The sequence below is a fragment of the Thalassospira sp. SN3W genome (genome assembly GCF_038070535.1).
GTDB lineage: Bacteria > Pseudomonadota > Alphaproteobacteria > Rhodospirillales > Thalassospiraceae > Thalassospira > Thalassospira xiamenensis.
Genome location: NZ_CP121124.1, coordinates 2,842,808 through 2,868,976 on the forward strand (window position 1 = coordinate 2,842,808; position 26,169 = coordinate 2,868,976).

The following is a 26,169-nucleotide window of genomic DNA, read 5'->3' on the forward strand; positions in this document are numbered from 1 at the left end:
TTTCAGGGCTATCTGCCACCTTGGACTTTCGTCTATACAGAACGTGTCAGGGCGTTAGGGTTCTGACCCTATATAGACCGCAATGGCCAATTATGAAAGCCCGTGGCAATGTTTGTTGAACATCCCCAGCGTGTCGCCCTTCATAACGAAATCCATGCCCGCCCGTTTGGCGGGGTACAAAGCCCGGCGCGCTGCACCTGCATCGCCTTTCACGCAGGCGAGGAACTCGATACCGATGTCCGCACCCATTTTCAGGGCTTCTGCCAGCGATACAGCCTGACACCCCCGGCACCCGATCAGAAATATTACGAAGCCCAGTGCGACGGCTTTTCCGTCATCTGGGAACGCCATGCCGAATTCACCGTCTATGTCTTCAAACGCCAGGCCGCCTTTGACCACCCGTTTGATGATCCGGTCATCAACCTGATCCCGCAGGACTGGCTTGAAGCCACCCCGGGGCAGCTTCTGGTTGGCTTGCATATCGCGATGGATCGTGATGAACGCACACCTGACGAAGTATCGCGCCTGTTTGATCATAACGGCCTGACCGGCAGCCGCGTTCTGGGCGGTACGGCGATGGTCTGGACCGATTTTCGCCTGCATGGCGATGGCTTTGGCCGCATCCTGATCCGTGATCAGGGCCTTGAGGTCCTGCAGGCCGGGCGTCTGATCCAGCGGCTCAAGGAAATCGAAGTTTATCGCATGATGGCCTTGCTGGCCTTTCCGCTGGCCCATTGCGCAACGCCCAAGGTCTCGGAAATCGATACCCGCCTGTCCTCGATCACCGCCGAAATGGCCAGCAAATCGCACACCGACGACGAAGGCACCCTGCAAAAACTGACCGACCTTGCCGCCCAGACCGAAGAAATGGCCGCCTCGCTGAACTACCGTTTCAGTGCGGCGCGCGCCTATTACCGCATCCTGCAGGCCCGCCTTGTCGAACTGCGCGAGGAACGCGTCGAAGGCCTGCAAACCATGACCGAGTTCATGGAACGCCGTCTGGCACCGGCCATGCGCACCTGCCAGAATATCGGGGATCGCCTCGAAGTCCTCTCAAAACGGGTGGCCCGCGCCAACAACCTGCTCCGCACCCGTGTCGATATCCTGCTCGAAGCCCAAAACCGCGACCTGCTCGCCAGCATGGATCGCCGTGTGAAACTGCAACTGCGCCTGCAACAAACCGTCGAAGGCCTGTCCGTGGCGGCGATCACCTATTACGCCGTCGGTCTTCTGGGATATCTGTTCAAGGCGCTAAAGGATACCGGCCTTCCGATCAACGACCGCCTCGCCACCGGCATCGCCGTGCCCGTCGTCCTTGCCGCCATCTGGATATCCATGCGCCGGATCAGAAAGGCGCTGCATCGGGACGAGGGGTGAGGGTGCCTGAAAATCCCTTTTTATGGCATTTGCGATTGAATTACGACGGATGAGCTTGTTTTTCGGCAAAATACGACGCCTGAGAATGTTTTGCGACATATGCAATTCGTTCCGGTTACGCCTCTCACATTTCAAGATGGGCTTGTCCCTGAGGGAACAACGCTTGTCGGCCTGTCTAAGCTAATTCCCTGTCCTTAAGTGTAGAAGACGTTTGTCTTGTCATACTGCTAATGTAAAAAGCGGGTAGATTTATTCTTCCATAAGCTATCTGCCGACTAAGAAAACGTTTGGGCACGATATATAACTTCCAAATCGCCAGAATATGGAAGGATTGCCCTGTATTTTTAGCAAAGGCGGATTCTTTCAAATTGAAAAAAAACGCTAAAAAGATATAAAATTTAAAGTTGCATTCTTGTTTTATAGTATTCTTTTGGTTGAATCTAGCGCTTGAACAGGAATAAATATCAACTTTGAAAAGTGTGAAATTACAGATCTGAGCGAGACGGCCCTTGCCCCGAAAACTTAATAAAGATGCGCTGCCGAGCGACAAATTGCTCAATCTGTATCAGCGATTGACTCTCAGCGATGCTAGACACTTTCAAACTGATATGGCCCGTGATCTGGGGTGCTCTCCTCAGACTGTAAGCAGATTAATCGAGAGGATAGAGCCCCATCTTGGAAAGTCTGTGTGCGTCGAAAGAGGGATGGAAGGGCGCAGACGCTATTATCGACTGGTTTCTGAAAGTCGAAAGAATGCGATGGGTTTTACGTTTGAAGAACTGAATTTCCTTGCCATTTGCCGTGATTTGGCCGCGCCGTTTTTACCCGATCCTGTTGTCCGAAGAATTGACGATTCCATTTCCAGTCTTGCATTGATGCTTGGGGAAAAAAACGAAGGCAATTTGAAAACAGGATTTCGCAGCAAAGGATATATTGACTACTCAGATCACCTTTCAACGATCATCTGTTTACGCAAAGCGATTGCCAAGAAGCAGATATGTCAGGTGCAATACACTGCAAAAGGCAGAAAAGAACCGTCGTACTACCGCTATGCTCCAGGTCGTTTGGTGACATTGAATGCGGCACTTTATGTGCAGGGCTATCGAATAGATCAAGGTTCGCTGCTTCCAGAGAAACCAACGACCTTCTTACTGCATCGGATTTCCGATATCAGGTTTACCGGCGAGTACTATCGTTTCAACGCTGCCGACGAAGCAAGCCACTACTTTGGCCTTGACTGGCACAAGCCCAAACGAATGCAAATTAAAATTGCACCAGAAGCTGCCGATTATGTACGCGACCGTATCTGGAGTGAAGATCAGGTTATCGAAGATCATCTGGATGGCAGTTTGACGTTAACATTAACGACAACAAGCGAAAAAGAACTCACAGCCTGGGTGCTGAGCTTTGCCGGTCAAGCAGCGATTATTTCAGAAACATTCGAACAGGGGAGAAGTTGAATGTCCTTCGAGGAAAAATTACTGACGATTTCTTTCGATGATCAGGAGGCTATTCGTCTTGCGATCACAAATCATGAGACCTTCGAGATTGGAGGATGTCAGGGCCGCATGAGCGAGGCAGTGCTGTTTGCCGAACGAGCTATAGGAGCTTTGGGCATGACATCCCGTGTTTATACGAAAGGCCGTCTCGGAATGGCTATTCCTGTCGCAGGCCTTGCAATTATTGCGGCTCATAATCTGGCTACTCTTAATCCACACTATGAAATTGTTAAACGTCCAATTGATGGTTTTGTTCGGTTGGTTTACGTAAAGGATTTGCCGGATTTTTCCGATCACATTTCTGATGTCTATCAGAAAGCCACAGTAACAACTTCGCAAGTATTCGAAGCCGTTGGGCAAACGTGGGACCAACACGTCCCGAACAGGGATATAATCGTTAATATTGTTAGAAATAGTATTCCGCGAGTCACTTTATTCAGGAAATTCACGACAAGAACGGTTGATGGCGGGACAGAGAGCTCCGTTACTATCATCGAACAGGGCGCAGAAAACAGCGACCTGCCCAATGCGGCGGCGAGAATTCTCGAACTTGAGCAGCATCTTGAGAATGCAGCAAATATATATGCAGAGCACAACAAATCCATTGAGTTTGTTATGTGCCTGTTTGCGGTTGGTGCCGCTATTGCCGCGTGCGATGGTCATTTCGATGATGAGGAAAAAGACAGCCTCACAGAATTCGTTCTTGGCGCGTCAGCCATAACAGCCCCCGGTCGACTTCAATCGGGTCTTGAGAAGTTGATCCAAAACCCTCCGTCATTCGCAGATGCAATGATCTTTGTCGGCAAACTGGACAAAGCAGTCTGGCCGATCATTGACGATATTATCACCGTCGTGAGCGAGGCTGATGGACAGATTTCGGAAGAAGAGAAAATCTTTATCGAGAAATGGCAAGCCTACAAATTCTGTCACGCCTGATTTTCATCACCAGAGATATTGGTCATTGATACACAAAGACCCGTCATCGTGAGGAGCATGTAATGAACGACACTGTAAAACGTTTCAAAAAACGCAAACATCTTGCAAAGAAAAATGGGCATACCACAGTCTTTCGCGATAATTCTGCGGAAGTGTCAGTCAGTGCCATGCTTTCCTCGGCGATGCTGGATATGACCGAAAACCTACCTGCGGCAACAATCGATGCAGATACTCTTGTTGCCAACATAAACGAACATCTGAGCTCGGAAAAAATCGACGCCCTGATCGCATCCTGTCAGCGTGAATGCTTGGAAGCCGTTGTTCGACCTTTGGGGATCGGAAAGGTTTTGTTTGACGATAAATTGGGTGGGAATGTCGACACTATCCATAATGTTCGTACAGGAGTGTATGCCACCAACCGCGAAAAATTGGCATATGAGAATCGTGGAGGATATGATGATAAAAGCAAGCCACCTAAAGAACGAACCAAAAACATTGTCCATCAAGATGCGCGGTATATCGAAGGAAACAGAGTCATATCTGAGAAGCGCAAAGATGGTGGGGTGAGTGATAGCTACGCGGGCGTCAAACGGACTCTGGAAGATAGAGTTGATCAGGACCATGTGATATCTGCGAAACAAACGCATGATGATCCCGGCAGAGTGTTAGCCGAGGAGAAAACGACCGATGCGGCCAATCTAAAAGAAAACCTTGCTCCAACAGATCGGAGTATAAACCGCTCAAAAGGAGCTAAAACCCCAGAAGAATTTGCCTCTTGGCTTGAGAATACAGCCCAAGATCGACGAAACCGCATAACCAATTTACGATCTCGAAGCAGTATATCAGATAAAGAACAAAAGGAACTGCACAAACTAGAGAAATTAGAGCAGACAAACCTAAGTATGGTTCGAAAAATTGGGGACACAGCACAAAAATCTCAAGATGAACGTTATAATAAAAAATACTATACAAGCACAAAATTTGTTGGAAGTTCTGTAAAATCAAGCATTAAAGAGGGCAGTAAAATGGCTCTTCAACAGGCGCTTGGCATTTTAATGGAAGAGTTTGTTCGCGCTACCTTTGCCGAAATTAGGGATGCCTGGAAAAACGGTTTCAAGGGGAAGGTCGATGACAGTTTTCTTGATGCGCTTAAGGAACGGCTGACGCGCGTGGCAAACCGTGTTCAGAGCAAATGGAAAGACGCAGCCTTTGCTTTGAAGGATGGTTTCATTAGCGGATTTTTGTCAAATTTAGTAACTGTTCTGATCAATACTTTTGCAACCACTGCGGCAAGACTTGTGCGTATGGTCCGCGAAGGAATCATGTCGCTTTATCGTGCCATGACTACTCTTCTTTTCCCAGAGGAGGGTGTATCAACGGCACAGGCAGCCGATGCAGCACTTAAAATTATCGCGGCCGCACTCGTTACTTCTGGTGGCATCGCGCTTGAAGGTGCAATGGACCCCTATGTAAAAGGATTTGGTCCTTTAGGCGATTATGCACTTTCTATTGTCGTCGGTTTGGCAACCGGCGTGGCAACGGCTTGTACAATCTATATGATTGAGGAACTCGATCTGTTCGGCGTGCATGCAAAGGCTCGGATTGAAGGTGTCTCGCAGCGCCTTAACGAGACAATTACATTGTCTTATGAAAAAGCAATTGGTGCATCCACTGTCTTTGGCGATCCTGAACTACCACACTTGGCATAGATTTTTTTGCTGGCCTCAGGATAGGATAACGACCTGTATCTTGAACAAAAGGGGACAGATTTATTTTTTAGCAGCGGCTTTGGGGTGCGGGTGTTCTGCCATCAAGCCCCGCCAGCACCCCGATCTCCCGACAACCTGTAAATCGCATAAGTCATCGCCCCGACAAGCACCACCGCGCCTGCCTGATGCGCCACACCCAGCGGCAACCACACAACACTCAGCAACGTTGAAATCCCCAATGTCACCTGCAAGCAAACCGCCGCCAGCACCAGATGCGTGGCAAGGCGTTGCTGCGCTGTCAGGTTCCATTTCCCCGCCCGCCACCAGAACAGGATCACCGCGATAAAGGTCAGTTTCGCCAGCCACCGGTGATCCCACTGTACCGTCATATGGTCCTCAAACGGGGCCAGCCATGCCGGGCTATAGACAAACAGCCCGTCGGGGATCAACTGGCCGTCCATCAGCGGGAAGGTGTTATAGGTATGTCCGGCATTGATCCCGGCCACAAAGCCGCCCGAAAGCGCGGTAAACACGATAAGCGCCAGAAGCTGCCAGCCGCGTCTGGAGGCATGGGTTGAAATGCCGCGCGGGGCATATTGGTTAAGCCCGACCCACATCAACGCGATGAAAATCACCAGCGCCAGACCGAAATGCGCGGTCAGGCGGTACTGGCTGACATCGGGGCGGTCGACAAGGCCGCTCATGACCATGTACCAGCCCATCGCCCCCTGCAGACCGCCAAGGATGAACAGCCCCCAAAGCTTCCATTTGGTGGCACCATCAATGGATTTTTTGGCAAGGAACCAGACGAAGGGCACAAAGAACACGACGCCAATCAACCGGCCCCAAAGCCGGTGAATGAATTCCAGCCAGAAGATCGATTTGAAATCCTCGACCGACATCCAGGCATTGATCTTCTGGAATTCCGGATACTGGCTGTATTGCTGATAAAGCGCCATCCAGTCCGCCTCGTTCATCGGCGGGATGATCCCGGTAAAGGGCCGCCATTCCACGATGGATAACCCGGACTCGGTCAACCGCGTCAGGCCACCAATCACCACCATGATGAACACCATGGCCGCCACAAAAAACAGCCACATCGCAACATTCCTGTGCGGGTGGGGGCTGTGGCGGCGGGGTGGGGCAGGGCGGATGAAACGCTGCTGGTATGCTCAATCGGGGACATCGGCGGGATCTCTTTGTCATGCGAAGCGCTTAATTTCGCGCCCAATATAGGGTGAAATTTTAAAAAGTGCAGGAAAAGCTTCACCGTAATGCTTTTACGGCCGTCATCGGGGCCGGATCACGAAATCTATTTGCGCAATAAATAGTGTTCTATAAATATAAAACACATAAAAAATGTATTGAATTATCCAATGCACACACCCATAGTCACATTTAACCAACAGAAACTTTCTTTTGAGGATCGACGATGTTTCCCATCAATCTGGACCTTGCGCGGCTGTCGGTCGCGCTGGTGGGCAACGGTCAGGCAACCCTGAACCGTTTGCGCCAGCTTGACGGTGATGGGGCGAGATACGTCACCGTTTATGCCGAAGACCCGATTGCCGAACTGGTCGACCAGGCCGGCGACCGGCTGCACCGCTATCTCCCGAATTCGGCCGATGTCAACGCGGCTGCAATCCTGTTTATTGTCGATTTGCCGCATGAAAAGGCCGCCGAGCTGGCCGCCATCGCCAAGGCCGTCGGCACGATTGCCAATGTCGAGGACGTCAAGGAATATTGTGATTTTTTCTCGCCGGCGCGGGTAACGCGCGGTGATCTGATGATTACGGTGTCGACCAACGGTCTAAGTCCAAGACTTGCAGGGCGTATACGTCGTGCTATAGAAAAGTGGCTTGAGCCTGGATGGTCGGAGCGCTTAAATGCACTTGCTGTCGAAAGGGCTAAGTGGAAGGCTGGCGGAGCAAGTATGCGGCAATTGCAGCAGAATACCGACGAGTTCATTGATAGCCGCGGGTGGTTTTCATGAACATTCTTCGTGAGGAAGACATAGTTACTGGTGGCTCAATGTCTCCTGAGGAGACAGAAAGCCGCGTTTCTGATCTTATGGGACGTTATGGCCATTTACAGGGAGTGGCCCTGATCGAACCGATGGTGCATGAAGAATTCCACGGCAAAATCACCATGACCTCGTCGTTTGGGACAGAGGCCGCGGCTCTGCTCGCCCTCGTGTCCGAGGTCGACCCGAACCTGCCGGTGATTTTCCTTGATACCCGCAAGCTGTTTGGCGAAACCCATCGCTATCGTGAACAGCTCGTTGATCAGCTTGGCCTGACCAATATCCAGATCATGCGACCGGATGAAACGCTTCTGGCGGCGGATGATCCCAACGGCATGCTGTTTGCCTCTGACACCGCCAAATGCTGCTATCTGCGCAAGGTGGAGCCATTGCAACGTGCGCTCAAGGGCTATGACGCATGGCTGACCGGTCGCAAACGCTTCCACGGTGGCGAACGCGGGCAACTGCCCGTGATCGAAACCGCCGGTACCCGGATCAAGATCAATCCGCTGGCCGGTTATAACCGGGCTGATATCGAAGATATCTTCGAAAACCGCGCCCTGCCACACCACCCGCTGGAGGCCGAAGGGTTCCTGTCGATTGGCTGCATGCCATGCACGGATCGGGTTGATCCCAATTCAACCGATGTCCGTGCCGGTCGCTGGGCCGGGCAGGACAAAACCGAATGCGGCATCCACTACATCATTTGAAAATCAAAGCCCGGTCCTTGTGCCGGGCTTTTCCGATTGCGGGCAAAGCCTTCCCGACCTGGTCGTCATTCCCAATCAGATCTCATTCCCGCGACGGCGGGAATCCAGTCTCTTCCAATCGGGCATGGATTCCGGGTCTGCGCTACGCTTCGCCCGGAATGACGGTTTGATCGATCACAAGCCAATCCCACCAACCAACCCCGGACCGATGACAAAGCACTCCCAACTTGATCGTCATTCCCGCGAAAGCGGGAATCCAGTCTCTTTCAGCGGGGCATGGATTCCGGGTCTGCGCTGCGCTTCGCCCGGAATGACGGTTTTGATCCATCGCCAGGCCAACCCCGCCAACCAACCCCAGACTGCTGACACAGCATACCCAATCAGACCGTCATTCCCGCGACGGCGGGAATCCAGTCTCTTTCAACGGGGCATGGATTCCGGGTCTGCGCTGCGCTTCGCCCGGAATGACGGTTTTGATCCATCGCCAAACCAGTCCCGCCAGCCAGCCAACCCCGGACCGCTGACACAGCATACCCAATCAGACCGTCATTCCCGCGACGGCGGGAATCCAGTCTCTTCCAATCGGGCATGGATTCCGGGTCTGCGCTACGCTTCGCCCGGAATGACGGTTTTGATCAATCGCCAGGCTAATCCAGCCACCCCGGCAACCCGGCAACCCGGCAACCCGGCCAGACGATCCCGTGCCGATCCAATCCGGGCGCAATTCGGGCCCGCTGATTCTCGACATTCTCACGCTTCACCGACCGGACTGGACTAAACGGACCGGACGAACTTCGCCTCGCCCCGGCTATCGCTGCCCCGAACCAACACCCTTGCCCCAAGGGCACATCTCTCCCGTCATGATAAACACCCGCTTTTCGCAAATATCCCGGGGCCTTACGGCCCGGACGCACCACCGTCGTAATGACTTTTCCATGCGCCAGTGATGCCCGTTTGGCGATATCGCACCCGCCATGTCATCGCGTCAGATCGCTGCCCTATCATCATCCAATTCCTGTTTTGCCACCCGAAACGCAAAAACCCGCAAAAGCGAATCACGCTTTGCGGGTTTTGTCTCCGAACCCATTTGTCCTGTTGACTTTATCTTTATGGCACAACGAAAAGAACAAATCAAGAACTTTTTCAAAAAAACCGGAAAAGTTCCCAATCAAAGCTCGGCACGGAAATAATGGTATATTTATCAATATCTTAGTCGGGCGAGCCTGCCGGGCTTTTGCGTTAAATCGTAATGCCCTGAAGCTTCCGGAAAAGCGTCACCGCATAACGGTCCGTCATGCCGGAAATATAATCCATCACCCGCATGATCCGGGCATAAAGCCCATCGGCTTCCGACAGCTTGCCCGACAGAAGTTTGTCGATCCGGTCGGCCTGCGGCGGCAGGCGTTTGCCATGCGTTTTATGTTCTTCGATATCAATCGCGGCCCGGACAAAGCTGTCAAGCAGGCCATTGATCACCTCGAACCCGGCCATCTCAATCGGCAGGACATGCGGCGCATTATAAATCCGCTCAACCGCCAGCATCTTGCACTGTCTGGCATCCTTGCCAAGCGGCGTATTGGCCAGCAAATCGCCTTCCAGCGTACCCGAAAGCAACGCGTCCTCATGCTCGATAAAGGCATCAACCGCGGCCTTCACCAGATTGCCAATCGCCTTGCCGCGCAAAAAGCCGATCCGGTCATCTTCGGATTTCTCGGCATACCATGGCTCGGCCCGCAAATCGGCCCAGCGTTTTTCGGCGTCACCGTCGTATTTTTCCGGATGGCGGGCAATCGGGGCAAGGGCGCGTTCGACCTGCTCGAAACTCACACAGTTAAGCTCCCAGCCATCTTCAAGATCGACCACCGAATAACAGATGTCATCAGCCGCCTCGACCAGATAGACCAGCGGATGGCGCCGCCACGCGCCGTCAAACCCCTCCAGCGGCGATAGCCCGCAAACATTGGCAATCGCATGGGCGATGTCGCGCTCTGCCTGATAATATCCGGGCTTTTTGAGGCCGGTATACTCGCGACGGCGCGCATCGGGGACCGATGTGCTGCGCGGATATTTGATGAAGCTGCCAAGCGTCCCGTAAGTCAGGTTCAGCCCACCATCAAACCGCTTCATTTCAAGCTGGCTGATGATGCGCAACCCCTGCGCATTCCCTTCGAAATGCCGTAAATCTTCAAGCTCCGGTCCGGTCAACCGCCCGGTCAGTTCTTCCTTGGCAAGGCGCGAGGTGGTGAACCATTCATTGATCGCATCCTCGCCCGAATGGCCAAAGGGCGGGTTGCCGATATCATGGGCCAGGCAGGCCGCCTGCACCATGTATCCGATATCGGCAATCGTGATCGGGCTTCCTTTCGGAAGGTGTTTGACGATATGCGCACCGGCCATCAGGCCAAGGGACTGCCCGACCGATCCGACCTCGATCGTGTGGGTCAGGCGGGTATGCACATGGTCGTTTTCCGAAAGCGGATGAACCTGTGTCTTGTTCTGAAGACGGCGGAACGAGGATGAAAAAATGATCCGGTCAACATCGATCTGGAACGGGCTTCTGCCATCCGGGCTTGGATGCGGATCGCCATCGGGCAGGCGAATCTTGCCATCCCGAAAATCAAGCCGGTGTGGTGAAAGCAGATTTTCCCAGCGCATTTTGGCCGGTTGCATCGAACCCATGGCGATGCGACTCCCTGTCCGTGTCGTGTGTGCGTCCGCAAACCCGACTTTAACGGGGGTGGGAGTCGGGCGCAATCGGGCAAAACCGATTGCGCCAAATCAGTGTGATCTTATCCGAAGAACCAGCTTTTCGGATTATCAATCGGGCTGCCGTTAAGGGCGCGCAAAACGCCAATCACGTTGCGTCCGATAAACCACGCGGTGGTATAAAGCGCCATCAGGCCGACAATCGCCCAGCCCAGAAGTGGCACCCATCCGATCACGAAGGTGAAAAAGCCCAGAATGATCGCATAAAGGATGCTGATCCAGAATGTGCGGATGATGAATGTGTAATGGCTGTTGGTCCAGTGATCATCATCCTCACGCGCGACATAGGCAACAATCAGCGCGATCAGACCGGTGGCAAAGGCGGTAAACAGGGTCGCGATCATCAGGCCGTAACAGACGACAGCCGTATTGCCGCCGCGCGTATCTGCATATTGCGGGGCATTGTCAAACGATGCGTCCTGACCTGTCATCCGGTCACTCATGGGCGTTGTTCCTGTGTTGTGGGGCCGTTCATCAAATCACCGGCTCTTTTCAGCATATAGCAAGAAAATTACCAAATGCTATCTTCGGCTGGTCAACCGGCATCACAGGGGCGGTTTTCAGCGCGATAACGCGAAATTCATCGCAAAGGGGCGGCTTTTGCCTCGACTCTTGTGATTTCCGCCCTACATTTGGCCCCATATCACGCAATGATCTCAATGATCGAGAAATAAGGATTTCCGCATGTCGGATTATGATTATGACCTGTTTGTCATCGGTGCCGGATCGGGCGGGGTGCGGGCTGCACGCGTTGCATCTGGCTATGGGGCGAAGGTCGCGATTGCCGAGGAAAGCCGCGTTGGCGGCACCTGTGTCATTCGTGGCTGTGTGCCCAAAAAGCTTCTGGTTTACGGCGCACATTTTGCCGAGGATTTCGAAGATGCGGCGGCCTATGGCTGGACCCTTCCGGGCGAACCCAGCTTTAGCTGGAAAAAGCTGATTGCCAACAAGGATGCGGAAATTGATCGCCTGAATGGCATCTATAAAAAGCTTCTGGCGGGATCGAATATCGAACTGTTCGAAAGCCGCGCGGTGCTTAAGGATGCACACACCATTGCCGTCGGCGATAAAACCGTAACGGCGGATCGTATCCTGATTGCGGTGGGCGGCACGCCATCACTGCCCGATATTCCCGGTGTTGAGCACGCGATTTCCTCCAACGAGGCCTTCCACCTTGACGATCTGCCCGAACGGATTGCCGTTGTTGGCGGCGGCTATATCGCGGTTGAATTTTCCGGGATTTTCGCAGGCCTTGGTGCGCAGGTGACGCAATTCTATCGCGGCGATCAGATTTTGCGCGGTTTTGATCATGATATTCGCGAACACCTGGCCCGGGAAATCGTCAAAAAAGGTATCGACCTTAAGCTGAACACCAATGTCACCGCGATCAGCAAAAATGACGACGGGACGCTTTCCCTGACTCTGACCGGCGGCGGACATCAGGTTGTCGATGCCATCATGTTTGCCACCGGCCGCAAACCGAAAACCCATGGCATGGGTCTTGAGGAGGTCGGGGTGGAGCTTAAGGATAATAGTGCCATCATCACCAATGCGGGTCTGCAAACCAGCGTGCCAAATATCTATGCGGTTGGCGATGTCCGCGATCATGTCCAACTGACCCCGGTCGCGATCAAGGAAGGCATGGCGTTCGCCGATACGGTATTTGGCGGCAAACCGTGGTCGATGTCCTATAACGCCATCCCGACCGCGGTGTTCAGCCAGCCACCGGTCGGCACGGTTGGCCTGAGCGAGGAAGAAGCCCGCGCGAAGGGGGGCGAAGTCGTCATTTACAAATCGACCTTCAAACCAATGCGCCATACGCTTTCGGGGCGCGATGAAAAAACGCTGATGAAACTCATCGTCGATAAAACCACCGACGTCGTTCTTGGTGCGCACATGGTCGGCCCGGACGCCGCCGAAATCATCCAGGGTATCGGCATTGCGGTCCGCATGGGCGCAACCAAGGCCCAGTTCGACCAGACCGTCGCGGTGCATCCGTCGGCGGCGGAAGAATTCGTCACCATGCGCTTCCCGGTTGGCGACTAAATTCCGGTTTCCGGTCAGTCTTCTGAAAACAGGTGGTTTCCCGTAAACCACCTGTTTTTTTGTGTGATGTTTATGCTGGACGACGGACCACAAAAAACCTTTATTGTGCAGAAGGATAAAAATCAGAATTCTGCCAATAAAATAAAAATACAGAGGTTCGGATGCGTTGCGTGAAATGGCTGACAGGCCTTTTTTTCTTGATGGTTACCTTGCCGGCTTTACCGGCTCTTGCTCAGGAAAAGGGGGCGTCACAGACGCCCGTGATCTATGCCGCAAGTTTCCCGTGCGAACGCGCATCAACGCTTGTTGAAAATGCGATCTGCCAGAACGAAGATCTGGCAAAACGTGACCTTGAAATGGCGCGACGTTATCAGTCGGTAATGTCCATGTCAGACCCGGATCAGCAAAACAGCATCGAAAGCGATCAGGTGGGCTGGCTTTGGGAACGCAACCGCGCCTGCAGTTTTGAAGCATCGGAAACCGCAAAAATCCATGACTGCCTTGCGGGCCAATATGATGCCCGGATTGCGGTTCTTGCCGGCATGCTGCGCGGGGATATTGTTCTTCAGAATGTGTCGGTGGCATCGGACAAAGCGGTAAGCGAAACCTGCTTTGTGTTTGATCACGAATTGCGTGCCGATCAGGATCTTGAATTGCGTGCCTATATCGAATTGTCGCCAAAACGGGACTATTCGGCGCGCATTTCCAACGGCGCACTATGTCTGTTTGGCCTTCCGCATTCGCAAATCACCAATGTTACCCTGCGCAAGGGCCTCAGAGGCCCCCACGATTTTACCCTGGCAGAGGATCTCAGCCACGATGTGAAGGTCGGGACGCGCCGTGCCACGATTTCACTGGGTACAAACAGCTATATCCTGCCAAAAAGTGATACACCGGTCTTGCCGGTTACAACGGTCAATCATGATCGTGTGGCGCTTAAATTCTATCGCGTTGTGGAACGAAACATCGTTACGACGCTGACCCGCAATCTTCTGGCGCGTGAACTTGATAATTGGGACATGCGCCAGATCGGCAATGATATCGGGGCGGAAATCTGGTCTGGAACGCTTGATATTCGCAATCGTCCGGATCAGGACGTCGTCACCCAGATTCCCCTGCGCGATATGGTTTCGGACTTCAAGCCGGGGCTCTATGTTCTGGTCGCAAGCGATCCGGATCAGGATGAAAGCTGGGCCAATCAGCCGACTCAATGGTTGGTGGTCACCGATCTTGGTCTTTCGGCCTATAGCGGCGAAAATGGTCTGTCGCTTCAGGTCCGGTCCCTTAAATCGGCCGAACCGGTCGGGCGGGCGACGGTGCGGCTTGTCGCCCGCAATAATGAAATACTCGGTGAAGCCGTCACCAGGGCGGATGGCTGGGCGGACCTTTCGGGGGCATTGTTAAACGGCACCGGCGGCAAACAGGCGGTTTATCTGACCGCAGAAACCAGAGACGGTGATTTTTCGTTTATTTCGCTGACCCAGCCAGCACTGGAGCTGTCGGACCATGGTGTCGCGGGCAAGGCGCCGCCCAAACCGCTGCAAACCTATCTGTACTCGGAACGTGGTATCTATCGACCGGGCGAGACGGTGAAGCTTGGTTATTTGCTGCGTGACGACAAGGCCAATGCGCGCGCCCAAATCCCCCTGACCATTGTTTTGTATCAACCCGATGGCAAGGAAGTTTTCAAAACCGTTCAGTCCCCGGATGATTTGGGCGGCGGGCGTGTCGATATCCCCATTTCAGGCGCTGCCGCGACCGGGAAATGGCGGATTGCTGCCTATAGCGATCCAAAGGCGGATGCCATCGGCAATCTTGAAATTCAGGTCGAGGAATTCGTTCCCGAACGTCTTGAAGTCAGCGCGCATGTATCGGCCCCCTATATGGCCTTTGGCGCATCCATGCCGGTTGATGTTCAAACCGATTATCTGTTTGGAGCCCCGGGAAGTGGCCTTCGGGCCAGCGGGGATGCCTTGCTTCAGGTTGATCACAAACCGTTTGAGACCTATGGCGATTATTATTTTGGCTTGGCATCGGAAACGGCGCAAATCCGCAATGCTTTCGACCCTGTAAAAAGCGATGACAGCGGTTACGCCGAACTGAAGGTTCCGGCCTTTGACGAGGTTGATGTTTCCTCGCCGCTGCGCGTCCGGCTAAACATCGAGGTTGCCGATATCGATGGCCGTCCCAGCCGGGCGACCGTCAATCTGCCGCTGCGCAATAGCGACACCTTTGTTGGTGTAAGAGCCCGCTTTGATGGCGATACCCTGTCTTATGGGCAAGCCGCGACATTTGATGCAATCGCTCTGAATGCCACGGGTGATCCAATCGCCAATCATGAATTGCAGATCGAATGGGTCCGCGAGGAACGCGATTACAACTGGTTCTATCAGGATGGTCGCTGGCAATCGAGTTACGAAAAATACGACATCCCCATTGATCGGGAAATCGTCACGACCGGCCCGGATGGCGTTGTTTCGTTCGATCGCGGATTTGATGACTGGGGATATTATCGCGCGGTCATTCGCGATACCCAGACCGGCAGTGCGGCCGATCATACCTTCCATGTCGGCTGGTGGTCGAACGGGCAATCCCCCGACCGCCCCGATCAGCTTGCCCTGACGGTTGAGGCCGACGACGTCAAACCGGGGGATACGATCAATGGTTTTGTCAAAGCACCGTTCGAAGGCAGACTTCAGGTAACGGTTGCCCACAAAAACATTCTGTGGCGTCAGGAATTTGATCTTTCGGCGGATGGCACGGAATTCAGTATCCCTGTCCGCGCGGAATGGGGCAGCGGCGCCTATGTTCTTGCTACGGCCTATCGTGCGGGTCTTGATACCGATCAGCACGGTCCGTTCCGTGCCGTCGGGGCCAAATGGATTTCGTTTGACAGTGAAAGCCACAGATTGAAAGTCGATTTTGATCTGCCCGACGAAGTCCTGCCATCGAGTCATCTTTCGGTGCCGGTCACGGTTTCGGGCGTGGTGGTTGGTGATGAAGACTTGCGCGTCAGTGTCTTTGCCGTTGATGAAGGCATCCTGCGTCTTACCGGTTTCAAGACACCGCGCCCTGATCTTGATCTGCTGGCACAACAATATCTGCAACTTGGCTATTATGATCTTTATGGTCATCTGATCGCCCCGCAATCCGGGGATGCCGGAACGATCCGGTCCGGGGGGGATGAAACGGATTCTGGGAATCTGGGGTCATTGCGTGCCCGCGTATTCAAATCGGTGGCACTGGCCAGTGATACCTTGAAACCCGATGAAAACGGTGTGGCGACCGCACAGTTTGATCTGCCTGATTTTAACGGCAAACTGCGTTTCTTTGCCGTGGCCTATAGCAAAACAGCCACCGGTGGTGGGGCGGCAAATATGCTGGTACGTGCCCCGATTGTCGCCGAACTTTTACCCGCCCGTTTTCAGGCACCGGGGGATGTCTCCAATGTGGCTCTGCGTCTGCAAAATCTAAGCGGTCCGGCTGGCGATTATCACGCCCGCTTGTCGTCCAGTGATGAATTTGCCATCGCCCAGCCCGACTGGGACGGTGTTTTGGCACGGGGCCAGCAAATTGAAACTGCATTTGACATTACCGCGCGAAAGATCGGTGTCGGGACGCTGACGCTTGATGTTTCCGGGCCGGATGGCTACCGCCAGCAGCGCCAGTGGGATATGGAAGTCCGTCCCGCCCAGCCTTGGGAAAACCACACCGCGCAGGCGGAATTGACCGCGGGTGATGTCCTTGATTTCAATGCTGACATCCTCGGTCAGTATTTGCCTGAAACGGTCAATATGAACCTGACCCTGTCCTCGGTTCCCGAAATCAGGGTTCAGGACCTGATCACGGCACTTGATCGCTATCCCTATGGTTGTCTGGAGCAAACCACCAGCCGGGCGTTCCCGTTGCTGTCGTTTGGGGACGCCCAGTCACGCTGGAATGACGTCCGTTTCGATGCGGCCGGTCTGGACGACAAAATCCGTGACGGCATCGTGCGCATTCTTGCCAAGCAGCGCGGCGATGGCAGTTTCGGTTTCTGGGATCGCCATAATGATCCCGAACCGTGGCTGACTGCGTACGCCACCGATTTCCTGACGGCCGCGCGTGCGCGCGGATATACGGTGCTGGATGATCGTTTTGATGATGCGCTGGATTGGATGCAGGATGTTGTGCGCTATGAACAATACCCGCCCGAAGCACGCGCCTATATGGTGCTGGTGCTGGCGCGCAATGATCGGTATTCCGTGTCGAACCTGAAATACGAAGCAGAAAAACTGCTCAATACCGGCATCGGGTCGCTGGCGCGCGCTCAGGTGAATGCCGCCCTGGTGACGGTTGGCGCGGACGCCGATCCGGTTTCAATGGATGACATCCTTCAAAATCTTGGCTCGACCGGGCGCTATTATCACAGCTTCGGCTCGTCCTTGCGCGATCTGTCGGCAATCCTGACCCTGCCAAAGGAAATCTTTGCCAGCGAAACGGAACGCCTGGCCCTTTTGCGGGCTGTCACCGAACAATCCGATCAGGAACGCTATACAAGTACCCAGGAAAAAGGCTGGCTGTTGCAGGCGGCGACCAGCATTACCAAAGATGCCAGCCAGCTGGTTTCCCTGCGTCTGAACGGACGAGACATGGAACCGGCGCGAAGTTATCGCCTGACATTGCCGCCCGAACTTGTGACACCGGGATACAAGGTGGAAAATATCGGGGATCACACGGTTTTTGCCCGCTGGTCCGTTACCGGCATTCCAGCCAGCCCACTGGCACCAGAGGCCCATAACCTGTCGATCAAGCGCCAATATTTTGATCTTGATGGCAAACCGGCCTCTTTGGAAAATGTCAAAACCGGTGACCGGTTGATTGTGGTTCTGTCGGGGAAAAGTACGGCCAAACTGTCGCACCGTGCCCTGGTGGTGGATTTGCTGCCTGCCGGGTTTGAAATTGAAAGCAACGCGCATTTCCCTGAACTGGATGGCAAGCTTTCTCTTGGCCCCGATGACGTCTCTTGGACCGATTTCCGCGCTGAACGTGATGACCGGTTCGTCGCCTCGATCAATATTGGCAGTGGCGGTTACGGGCGTTACGAGAAAGCCGATTTCCGTCTGTCTTACGTTGTTCGTGCGGTGACACCGGGGACCTATATCCTTCCGGCACCTTATATCGAAGATATGTACAAACCGGCCTTCTTCGCCCGTGGTGCGGTGTCCTCGCTTGTGGTCAAACCGATCAACTAACCGCGAAAGACACCCGCCGTGACATTGACATGGCCCAAACCCGGACGCGCTTCTATCATTGTCGGCAGTTTTCTGCTGGCAATGGCGTGTCTGTGGGGGCTTGATCGGGTTTTCCCGCCCAATCTTGCCCGGTTGGATGATCTTTCAACCGTGGTTGAAGGTGAAAATGGCCGCCCGTTGCGGGTTTTTGGCACCGCCGATGGATTGCTGCGGCTGGAAACGCGGATTGCGGAAATTGATCCGAAATATATCCGGTTTCTGAAATCCTATGAGGACCGCCGTTTTGACAGTCACTTTGGCGTTGATCCGCTGGCCCTTATCCGCGCCGTCGGGCAATGGGTGCGGGCAGGGCATGTCGTGTCGGGAGGATCAACACTGACGATGCAGGTTGCCCGCCTTCTGGAGCCGCGTGATCGCACGATCCTATCAAAAATCGTCGAAATGCTGCGCGCCATCCAACTCGAAGCCCATTATTCCAAAACGGAAATCCTTGATATGTATGTCACGCTGGCTCCGTTTGGCGGGCGTGTCGAAGGTATTCGAAGTGCCACCCATGTCTATTTCCGCAAAGAACCCGATCACCTGACAATTGCAGAGGCGGCCTTGCTTACCGTGCTGCCGCAATCGCCCGGCCGTCTGCGCCCGGATCGTTTTCCCGAAACGGCGCGTGCTGCCCGTGACAAGGTGCTGGATCGGCTATATTTAACGAATGCCATTTCCCGGGCCGATTATATCGAAGCTTTGGCGGAACCTTTGCCCGTTGCGCAATATCCGTTGCCGATGCTTGCCCCGCATCTTGCCGAACGGTTGGTCGCAGCCAATCGCGATCAGCCCCGTATCGTCACGACGATTGATCCGGCCCTTCAGGCTGACCTTCAAAAGCTTGTTGAATTTCACGGTGCGGATCAGGCCCCCGAACGTTCTGTGGCCATTATGGTTGTTGAAAACAGTACGTCAAAGGTCCGTGCCCATCTGGGGTCTCGCGATTATCTGGATCGGGTCAGTCACGGGTTCGTCGATATGACGCGTGCCATCCGTTCCCCCGGATCAACTTTAAAGCCGTTCATCTACGCCCTGTCATTTGATGATCACCAGACCCATCCCCAGACCATGATCTGGGATCGGGAAATTGCCGATGGCAGTTACCACCCGACCAATTTCGATCACGGCGAATATGGTCAGGTCAGTATTGCCGACGCCCTGCGATTTAGCCTCAACATCCCGGCCGTCAAGGTGCTTGAACGATATGGCCCGATCCGGTTTGCGCAAAGCTTGCGCCGAAATGGCCTTGAAATGCGGTTGCCCGGTGAAGCGCAAAGTCCCAATCTTGCCATGGCGCTTGGCGGGGTTGGCGTGCGCCTTGAAGACCTGATCGGGTTTTATCGGGCACTGGCTGCGGATCGTAAAAACTGTCCGTTGCAATATCTGCGTGATCGGGCGCCCGTTCCGTGCCTGTCCGACAGCGATATGTTTTCAGTTCGAACTCAAAACTGGATCACGGGTATTTTGCAAAATACGCCGCGTCCTGCGGGATATCGTTGGCAATCGTTGGACAATACCAATGCCCCGCCGATTGCCTTTAAAACCGGTACCTCATATGGCTATCGCGACGCTTGGGCATTTGGCTATGCCGGGGATTATACCGTTGGCGTTTGGGTGGGGAAGGCATCCGGGCAACCGATACCGGGCCAAACCGGCCTTGGCGCTGCCGCCCCCATTTTGTTTTCCGTGTTTGAAAAACTCCCTCGTCCGCCTTTGCCACCGGCCAGGAAAGCGGCCTTTAACCTTTGGAAAGCCCCGCCGCCCGACCTTCTTAAGGACTTTTCGCGTCAACAGAAGGGCACAACAAAACAGGCTGCCAACGGCCTTGATATCATTTCCCCTGCCGAGGATGCGGTTTTCCTGCTCGGCGATATTCAGCAGCGCGGCGTGCCGCTACGTGCCCGCAACGGCCTGCGCCCTCTGATCTGGATCATCAATGGCGTGCCGCTTGTTTCCGACCCTTGGAAACGCACCGTAAACTGGATGCCCGATGCACCGGGTTTTTACGATATCACCGTGCTTGATCGTCAGGGAGCAGCGCACCATCGCCGCATCACCATTCGTACAGCGTTGCCGTCCGACCGCTAACTCTGTTGATCTTGTTCTTGGTCAAAACGCCAGCGGTGCATTGTCGACGACCTCTTTCATCACAAAAAACGTTCGCGTTTGCCGGACACCGGGAAGCGCAATCAGCTGATCGCCATGCAGGTGATTGAAATCGGCCATGTCGCGGACCCGGATTTTCAGAAAGTAATCGAAATCCCCCGCCACCAGATGGCAATCAAGGATGAACGGAAGTTTCCGGCACGCGGTTTCGAATGCGGCGAAGCTGTCAGGGGTTGAGCGGTCCAGTACCACACCAACCATCACCAGCGCGGCGCGATCCACCTTGTCCGGGGCGATCTGGGCGCGGATGGAGGTGATATATCCTTCTTCAAACAGGCGTTGCATCCGGCGGTGGCAGGTGGCCGGGCTGACATTGACCCGTTTGGCAATATCGGCATTGCCCATCCGCCCGTCACTTTGCAGCAGGCGCAGAATCTTTTGATCAATGCGGTCTATCGGGGTGGCATTTGCGGGATTGGCATGCTGCGTCATGAAAGGACCTTCCGGAATTCTATAAATTTTCGAAATTCTAGGCACATTTTGATATGTGATGAAAGCTTCGTGTGAAAAATTGGCACGAAGTTCGAGAACACCTTTCACGCGGTTGGCGGTAGCATTTCCCCTTCATGAGGTTCGTTTCCCATGTCGTTCTGCAAATCAGGGAGTGCGCGATGCGCCTGGATAAATTTGAAAAATACAAACTGACCTTTGGCCCGACCCCGATCGAGGCCTTGCCGCGTCTTTCCGCCCATCTTGGCGGCGATGTCGAACTTTTTGCCAAGCGCGAGGATTGCAATTCCGGGCTGGCCTTTGGCGGCAACAAGGTCCGCAAGATGGAATATATCATCCCCGATGCGATCAAATCCGGGGCCGATACCCTTGTCACCATCGGCGGTGTGCAATCCAACCACACAAGGCAGGTTGCGGCCATCGCCGCCAAGATCGGCATGAAATGCCGTCTGGTGCAGGAAAGCTGGGTGCCGTTTAACGATGCGGTTTATGACCGGGTCGGCAACATTCTGATGAGCCGCGTCATGGGGGCGGAGATCGAGCTGGTCGATGAGGGCTTTGATATCGGTATCCGCGAAAGCTGGGAAGCCGCCCTTGAGGATGTGAAGGCCAAGGGCGGGGTGCCTTATCCGATCCCGGCCGGGGCATCGGTGCATAAATATGGCGGTCTTGGTTTTGTCGGCTTTGCCGAGGAAGTCCGCGCCCAGGAAGCCGAGCTTGGCTTTAAATTCGATTATATCGTGGTCTGCACCGTGACCGGTTCCACCCATGCCGGGATGGCTGTCGGTTTTGCCGCCGATGGCCGTGCGGATAAGGTGGTTGGCATTGATGCGTCGGGTACCCTCGAACAGACCCGCGCGCAGGTTCTGGCGATTGCGCAGAAAACTGCCAATTTGGTCGAACTTGAAGGCGGTATTTCGGATCGCGACATCACTCTGATCGAAGATTATGCCTATCCGGCTTATGGCGTGCCGTCCGATGAAACCAACGAGGCAATTCGCCTGTGTGGTCGTCTGGAAGGCATGATGACCGACCCGGTTTACGAGGGCAAATCGATGCAGGGCATGATCGATCTGGTCAAAAAGGGCTATTTCCCCAAGGGGTCCAAAGTCCTGTACGCCCATCTTGGCGGTGTGCCGGCGATCAATGCCTATAGTTACCTTTATCGTAACGGTTGACTGGCCGTTCACAACCCTTGCACCCTCGCCACCCTGTCATTCCCGTTCTGGCGGGAATTTGGTCTCCCACAGCTCTCCCTTGAGGATGGGGTGGTGCGAACGCAAAGGGGAAGCCGTTATGGCTTCCCCTTTGTCGTTTTGGGTTTCTATCGGTCCGGATGATCCTATCGCCCTGTAATTCCCGGGAAGATGATCAGAATGGCCACGGCCAGCACCTGCAGGCAGATGAATGGCACCAGTGCCTTGAAGATCGTGCCAAGCGTTATGTCCGGTGGTGCCACGGATTTCAGGTAAAACGCGGCAGGGCCAAACGGCGGGGACAGGAAGCTGACCTGCATGTTCATCGCAAACAGCACCCCGAACCATACTGGATCAAAGCCAAGCTGTTTGATGATCGGAACAAAGATCGGCATGGTCAGAAGGGCGATCCCGACCCAGTCAAGGAACATGCCCAGCACGAACAGGATCAGCATCATGAACAGGATGATGATCATCGGGTCATCGGAAATGCCGGTAATCAGGACGGATACAAACTTGATCCCGCCCATCAGGTTGAATACTCCGACCAGTGCCGATGCGCCAATCCCGATCCAGACAATCATGCCGCATGTCGACAGTGTCTGAAGCGATGCGGCCTTGAGCATGGAAAGCGAAAATTCGCGCCGAACGATGGTCGAGGCAACCACCCCGGCAACACCGACGGCCGAGGCTTCCGTGACCGACGCAATTCCGCCATAGATCGACCCCAGAACACAGATCACGACTAGGAACGGCAGGATCAGGCCCTTGAGCAGGCGAATCTTTTCTTCGTTCGGGATTTTTTCGGTGTGCGGCGGCGGGGCGATATTATCCCCCGTGTAGCTTCGAAACAGCACATAGGCGACATAGAACCCCGCCAGCATGAAGCCCGGCAGGAAGGACGCGGTAAACAGATCGCCGATCGACACGTTCGCCGTCAGGCCATAGATGATCAGAACGATGGATGGTGGCACCATAGTACCCAGCGACCCGCCAGCACAGACAACCCCGATGGCCAGGTTCTTGTCATATCCCTGACGCAGCATCTGTGGCAGTGCCAGCAAGCCCAGCAACACGATCTCGCCGCCGATGATGCCGCTCATGGCGGCCAGAATGACGGCGACAAAAATCGTCTGGACCGCAACCCCGCCCTTAAGCCGGCCGCCAAACAGGCGCATGGCTTCGAACAGGTCCTTGGCAATGCCGGATCGATCAAGGATTGCTGCCATCATCACGAACATCGGGACCGAGACAAAGACAAAGGATGACACAAACGAATAGACCCTGCTTGTGATTAGCGGTACCGCCATCGGTCCGAACCAGCCAAGGGTAAACAGCAGGGCAATCAGCAGGGTCACAAATGCCAGCGGCATGCCGGTCATCAAAAAACCAAGCAGCAGCACGAACATCGCAAGCGTGCCATATTCAATGCCAAGGGACTGCAAATCAAACATCGGGATTTATCCTGTTGCGCCGGATATAACGGTCTTCATGCTGTGCATGGGCGAGTTTGGGCAGGAGTTCTGGTCAGTCATTGTCTTTTGCCGCCCCGGAATTTGCGCGCATATCATAAGGTTTGGCGCGGACATAATTGATAGCCAGAACGACAAACTGGATCGTTAACGCGATCAGAACCAACAGCATGAAGATTTTCAGTAATCCCGGATAAGGCGCGTTAAAGGCGCTGCCGGTGGTTTCCAGATGGATGCTACCATCGGGTTTGAAGGCGGCACGCTGCACCATCAACCACCCCGCCCAGGCGAAAAAGCCCGACGAAATGGCACAGACGATTGATATGCCGATATCAAGTGCCCGACGCAATTTTGGCCCGGCAATGTCATAGATGATGACAACCCGGATATGTTTGTCGCGCGATGCACAGTAAAGCCCGGCAAAAACAAAGCCGATGGCCGATAAAAACGTTGTGGTTTCATGCGCCCAAAGGGTCGGGCTGTTAAAAACGTGACGCATGAAAATCTCGAAAATCAGGATACCCATCGCCAACAGGAAACCCAGCGCGAAAACCGTGCTGATCTTGTCGACAATCCGGCCAAAAATGCCGGAAACCTCTGGTACGGGGGTTAATGCGCCATCCGGTTCCAGGGCAGGGGGAATTTCGCTATGCGCCATTTTTTCTGCGCTCGGGGCCATTTTCAGCATTCCTTGTCACGACAAAGAATACAATCCGGCAACGGGGAGGACCGCATCACCCGATAGCGTCTCTTCTATCTGGCTTGGCCGGATTGTACCGGGTCGTTCCGGCGGGCCTTTGCGGGCACCGCCGGAAACGGATGTATCAAGGCAGGCTCAGATCATGCCCTGTTCGGTCAGGTATTTGACGAGTGTATCATAAACCTTCTGGGCATTTTCCGAACGTGCCGCGACTTTTTCCCACTGGCTGGTTGCGATTTTACGGAATTTGTTGCGTTCCTCGGCTGACCAGTTGTGGATGGTAACCCCACCTTCGGCACGGGCCTTGGCAACGGCTTCCATGTCTTTCATGGCCAGCTGTGCGTCCATGTCGCGCGCAAGATCACGGACCGAAACTTCCAGAATGGTCTGGAGGTCTTCGGGCATGGAATCCCATTTCGCCTTGTTGACCGAAACTTCAAGCATCGGCATGGAATGGAAGCCCGGATAGACCGGATGTTTGGCGACGTCATGCAGACCCATTGCCTGGTTGGTCGAGAACACGGTCGCATCCGCAGCATCAATCACCTTTTTATCAAGGGATGTGAAAACTTCGGACTGCGGAATGTTCACAGGCGACGCACCGGCCGCGGCAAAGACTTCCTGCACCATACCTTCTGGTGCGCGCATTTTCAGCCCCTTGAGATCAGCAACGCCATCAAGCGGTTTTGACGAAACGAATGCCTCAAGGCCCGGTGTCACCGCCCCGATGAAATGCAGGCCATAGGGTTGCAGCAGTTCATTCATCAGTTCCTTGCCGCCACCATATTCAACGAAACGCAGCATTTCGGACGGTGCCGACCATGCACCGACCGGATTGGCGATCAGGCCGAATGCCGGGTCTTTACCGGTGAAATAGCTCGTATCGGTGATGTGGCCGTCAATGATGCCAGCAGCAATTGCGTCCTGGGTTTCGGCATGTTCAACAACCGAGTTGACCGGCAGCATTTCAATCGCAATGCGTCCGCCCGACATTTTGCCGACACGCTCGGCCCATTCCTGCTCCAGTACAAAGTTCGGCACGCCAGCCGCATCGCTTGACTGGACTTTAAGGGTGAATTCCTGTGCATTTGCGATCAGCGGTGATGCCATCATCAGGCTGGCGGCAAGTGCGGTTCCGGCGAGTGTCTTGAACGATAGGGTCATCTGTCTTCTCCCTGGGTTACCGGTTTTCCGGCGGTGTTATGCGTTTTGGTGGATGGACTGTCGATTTCGCCGGCTGCAAGACGGGCAGCAGCGGTCGAAACCACGGCTTCAATCGGGGCGTCGATGGAAACAGTCACGCTTGTCTCGTCCGGCCCCAGCGGTTCGAGATCGGCCAACTGACTGTCAAGCAATCCGGGCGGCATGAAATGGCCGACCCGGCGATCCAGCCGGGACCGGATCACTTCGCGCGAACCGTCCAGAAAAACAAAAGTTACGGGTGCCATGTGATCGCGCAGGAAATCGCGATAGCGCCGTTTCAGTGCCGAACAGGCGATAAAGATTTTCGGCGATACATGGTTTGACTCAATTCCATGCGCGACTTCTTTGGCAGCCGCCCCAAGTGATGCCAGCCACGGCCAGCGCATCTCGTCATCAAGCGGGATGCCATTGCGCATTTTTTCGACATTTTGCGGGGGATGATAATCGTCCGCGTCAAGCCACACACCATTCATGATGCTGGCAAGGCCCTTTGCGACCGCGGTCTTGCCTGATCCGCTGACACCCATCACGATGACAAATTCGGCTTTGATGGCTAATCCTCCCGCCACTTTTATTTCGTCTTTTCTTGAGCGGGCCTTGCCCGCCTTGCTTTGTTAGCGCTAACATAATGATAGCGCTA

18 protein-coding genes are annotated in these 26,169 nt (G+C 54.3%); 10 read left to right on the plus strand and 8 right to left on the minus strand.

Translation table 11 applies throughout. The features are described 5' to 3' along the window. The first annotated feature begins 108 nt into the window (after positions 1 to 108). From P8T57_RS12795 to P8T57_RS12810, 4 genes are all read left to right on the plus strand, one after another. Positions 109 to 1,377 carry a DUF3422 domain-containing protein gene (locus P8T57_RS12795; protein ID WP_341365375.1) on the plus strand — a complete coding sequence of 423 codons (1,269 nt, stop codon included), beginning with the start codon at positions 109 to 111 and terminating at the stop codon, positions 1,375 to 1,377. Positions 1,378 to 1,886: 509 nt separating this feature from the next. Beyond that, positions 1,887 to 2,837 carry a WYL domain-containing protein gene (locus tag P8T57_RS12800; RefSeq protein ID WP_341363313.1) on the plus strand — a complete coding sequence of 317 codons (951 nt, stop codon included), beginning with the start codon at positions 1,887 to 1,889 and terminating at the stop codon, positions 2,835 to 2,837. Further along, entirely contained in the window at positions 2,838 to 3,812 is a 975-nt protein-coding gene (locus P8T57_RS12805) for a hypothetical protein (protein ID WP_341363314.1), read from the plus strand. Positions 3,813 to 3,874: 62 nt separating this feature from the next. Then, positions 3,875 to 5,521, plus strand: a complete 1,647-nt coding sequence (locus P8T57_RS12810; RefSeq protein ID WP_341363315.1) for a hypothetical protein — start codon at positions 3,875 to 3,877, stop codon at positions 5,519 to 5,521. Between the two features lie 101 nt (positions 5,522 to 5,622). Here the strand turns inward: P8T57_RS12810 and P8T57_RS12815 are convergent, their stop codons facing one another. Further along, entirely contained in the window at positions 5,623 to 6,621 is a 999-nt protein-coding gene (locus P8T57_RS12815; protein ID WP_341363316.1) for a COX15/CtaA family protein, read from the minus strand. A 332-nt stretch (positions 6,622 to 6,953) separates the two neighbouring features. Here P8T57_RS12815 and P8T57_RS12820 point away from each other — a divergent pair, with 332 nt between their 5' ends. Next, positions 6,954 to 7,514, plus strand: coding sequence for an NAD(P)-dependent oxidoreductase (locus P8T57_RS12820; RefSeq protein ID WP_341363317.1), 561 nt, complete (start codon positions 6,954 to 6,956; stop codon positions 7,512 to 7,514). Then, entirely contained in the window at positions 7,511 to 8,254 is a 744-nt protein-coding gene (locus P8T57_RS12825) for a phosphoadenylyl-sulfate reductase (protein ID WP_341363318.1), read from the plus strand. The genes P8T57_RS12820 and P8T57_RS12825 overlap by 4 nt, the downstream gene beginning before the upstream one ends. A 1,239-nt stretch (positions 8,255 to 9,493) precedes the next feature. Here the strand turns inward: P8T57_RS12825 and P8T57_RS12830 are convergent. Both P8T57_RS12830 and P8T57_RS12835 read right to left on the minus strand, forming a co-directional pair. Further along, a complete protein-coding gene (locus P8T57_RS12830) occupies positions 9,494 to 10,933 on the minus strand; it encodes a deoxyguanosinetriphosphate triphosphohydrolase (RefSeq protein WP_341363319.1) in 1,440 nt (479 codons plus the stop codon). 110 nt (positions 10,934 to 11,043) lie between these two features. Next, positions 11,044 to 11,463 carry a hypothetical protein gene (locus P8T57_RS12835; protein ID WP_341363320.1) on the minus strand — a complete coding sequence of 140 codons (420 nt, stop codon included), beginning with the start codon at positions 11,461 to 11,463 and terminating at the stop codon, positions 11,044 to 11,046. Positions 11,464 to 11,704: 241 nt separating this feature from the next. Here P8T57_RS12835 and gor point away from each other — a divergent pair, with 241 nt between their 5' ends. From gor to pbpC, 3 genes are all read left to right on the plus strand, one after another. Further along, a complete protein-coding gene (gor, locus tag P8T57_RS12840) occupies positions 11,705 to 13,066 on the plus strand; it encodes a glutathione-disulfide reductase (protein WP_341363321.1) in 1,362 nt (453 codons plus the stop codon). Between the two features lie 200 nt (positions 13,067 to 13,266). Then, positions 13,267 to 18,300 (plus strand): MG2 domain-containing protein, encoded by a 5,034-nt coding sequence (locus P8T57_RS12845; protein WP_341363322.1) that lies wholly within the window; start codon positions 13,267 to 13,269, stop codon positions 18,298 to 18,300. An 18-nt stretch (positions 18,301 to 18,318) separates the two neighbouring features. Then, positions 18,319 to 20,430, plus strand: a complete 2,112-nt coding sequence (gene pbpC / locus P8T57_RS12850; protein ID WP_341363323.1) for a penicillin-binding protein 1C — start codon at positions 18,319 to 18,321, stop codon at positions 20,428 to 20,430. Between the two features lie 21 nt (positions 20,431 to 20,451). Here pbpC and P8T57_RS12855 read toward each other — a convergent pair whose 3' ends face one another. After that, positions 20,452 to 20,940, minus strand: a complete 489-nt coding sequence (locus tag P8T57_RS12855) for an Lrp/AsnC ligand binding domain-containing protein (protein WP_341363324.1) — start codon at positions 20,938 to 20,940, stop codon at positions 20,452 to 20,454. A 179-nt stretch (positions 20,941 to 21,119) separates the two neighbouring features. Here P8T57_RS12855 and P8T57_RS12860 point away from each other — a divergent pair, with 179 nt between their 5' ends. Then, complete coding sequence (locus P8T57_RS12860; RefSeq protein ID WP_114095410.1) at positions 21,120 to 22,136, plus strand: 1-aminocyclopropane-1-carboxylate deaminase; 1,017 nt, start codon at positions 21,120 to 21,122, stop codon at positions 22,134 to 22,136. 164 nt (positions 22,137 to 22,300) lie between these two features. Here the strand turns inward: P8T57_RS12860 and P8T57_RS12865 are convergent, their stop codons facing one another. From P8T57_RS12865 to P8T57_RS12880, 4 genes are all read right to left on the minus strand, one after another. Beyond that, positions 22,301 to 23,608 (minus strand): TRAP transporter large permease subunit, encoded by a 1,308-nt coding sequence (locus P8T57_RS12865; RefSeq protein ID WP_341363325.1) that lies wholly within the window; start codon positions 23,606 to 23,608, stop codon positions 22,301 to 22,303. A 73-nt stretch (positions 23,609 to 23,681) separates the two neighbouring features. After that, positions 23,682 to 24,305 (minus strand): TRAP transporter small permease subunit, encoded by a 624-nt coding sequence (locus P8T57_RS12870; RefSeq protein WP_341363326.1) that lies wholly within the window; start codon positions 24,303 to 24,305, stop codon positions 23,682 to 23,684. 156 nt (positions 24,306 to 24,461) lie between these two features. Next, the gene (locus P8T57_RS12875; protein WP_007091272.1) at positions 24,462 to 25,490 is read right to left on the minus strand and encodes a TRAP transporter substrate-binding protein; all 1,029 of its coding nucleotides are present in this window, start codon (positions 25,488 to 25,490) and stop codon (positions 24,462 to 24,464) included. Next, a complete protein-coding gene (locus P8T57_RS12880; protein WP_341363327.1) occupies positions 25,487 to 26,098 on the minus strand; it encodes a gluconokinase in 612 nt (203 codons plus the stop codon). The genes P8T57_RS12875 and P8T57_RS12880 overlap by 4 nt, the downstream gene beginning before the upstream one ends. Positions 26,099 to 26,169: the final 71 nt, after the last annotated feature.

What these genes read in the sequence shown, in the direction of transcription:
- P8T57_RS12865 (WP_341363325.1), bottom strand. Translation starts at nt 23,608, where the DNA reads ATGTTTGATTTGCAGTCCCTTGGCATTGAATATGGCACGCTTGCGATG.
- P8T57_RS12810 (WP_341363315.1), top strand. Translation starts at nt 3,875, where the DNA reads ATGAACGACACTGTAAAACGTTTCAAAAAACGCAAACATCTTGCAAAG.
- P8T57_RS12835 (WP_341363320.1), bottom strand. Translation starts at nt 11,463, where the DNA reads ATGAGTGACCGGATGACAGGTCAGGACGCATCGTTTGACAATGCCCCG.
- P8T57_RS12815 (WP_341363316.1), bottom strand. Translation starts at nt 6,621, where the DNA reads ATGTGGCTGTTTTTTGTGGCGGCCATGGTGTTCATCATGGTGGTGATT.
- P8T57_RS12795 (WP_341365375.1), top strand. Translation starts at nt 109, where the DNA reads ATGTTTGTTGAACATCCCCAGCGTGTCGCCCTTCATAACGAAATCCAT.
- P8T57_RS12830 (WP_341363319.1), bottom strand. Translation starts at nt 10,933, where the DNA reads ATGGGTTCGATGCAACCGGCCAAAATGCGCTGGGAAAATCTGCTTTCA.
- P8T57_RS12855 (WP_341363324.1), bottom strand. Translation starts at nt 20,940, where the DNA reads ATGACGCAGCATGCCAATCCCGCAAATGCCACCCCGATAGACCGCATT.
- P8T57_RS12805 (WP_341363314.1), top strand. Translation starts at nt 2,838, where the DNA reads ATGTCCTTCGAGGAAAAATTACTGACGATTTCTTTCGATGATCAGGAG.
- P8T57_RS12870 (WP_341363326.1), bottom strand. Translation starts at nt 24,305, where the DNA reads ATGGCCCCGAGCGCAGAAAAAATGGCGCATAGCGAAATTCCCCCTGCC.
- gor (WP_341363321.1), top strand. Translation starts at nt 11,705, where the DNA reads ATGTCGGATTATGATTATGACCTGTTTGTCATCGGTGCCGGATCGGGC.
- P8T57_RS12825 (WP_341363318.1), top strand. Translation starts at nt 7,511, where the DNA reads ATGAACATTCTTCGTGAGGAAGACATAGTTACTGGTGGCTCAATGTCT.
- P8T57_RS12845 (WP_341363322.1), top strand. Translation starts at nt 13,267, where the DNA reads ATGGTTACCTTGCCGGCTTTACCGGCTCTTGCTCAGGAAAAGGGGGCG.
- P8T57_RS12875 (WP_007091272.1), bottom strand. Translation starts at nt 25,490, where the DNA reads ATGACCCTATCGTTCAAGACACTCGCCGGAACCGCACTTGCCGCCAGC.
- P8T57_RS12860 (WP_114095410.1), top strand. Translation starts at nt 21,120, where the DNA reads ATGCGCCTGGATAAATTTGAAAAATACAAACTGACCTTTGGCCCGACC.
- P8T57_RS12820 (WP_341363317.1), top strand. Translation starts at nt 6,954, where the DNA reads ATGTTTCCCATCAATCTGGACCTTGCGCGGCTGTCGGTCGCGCTGGTG.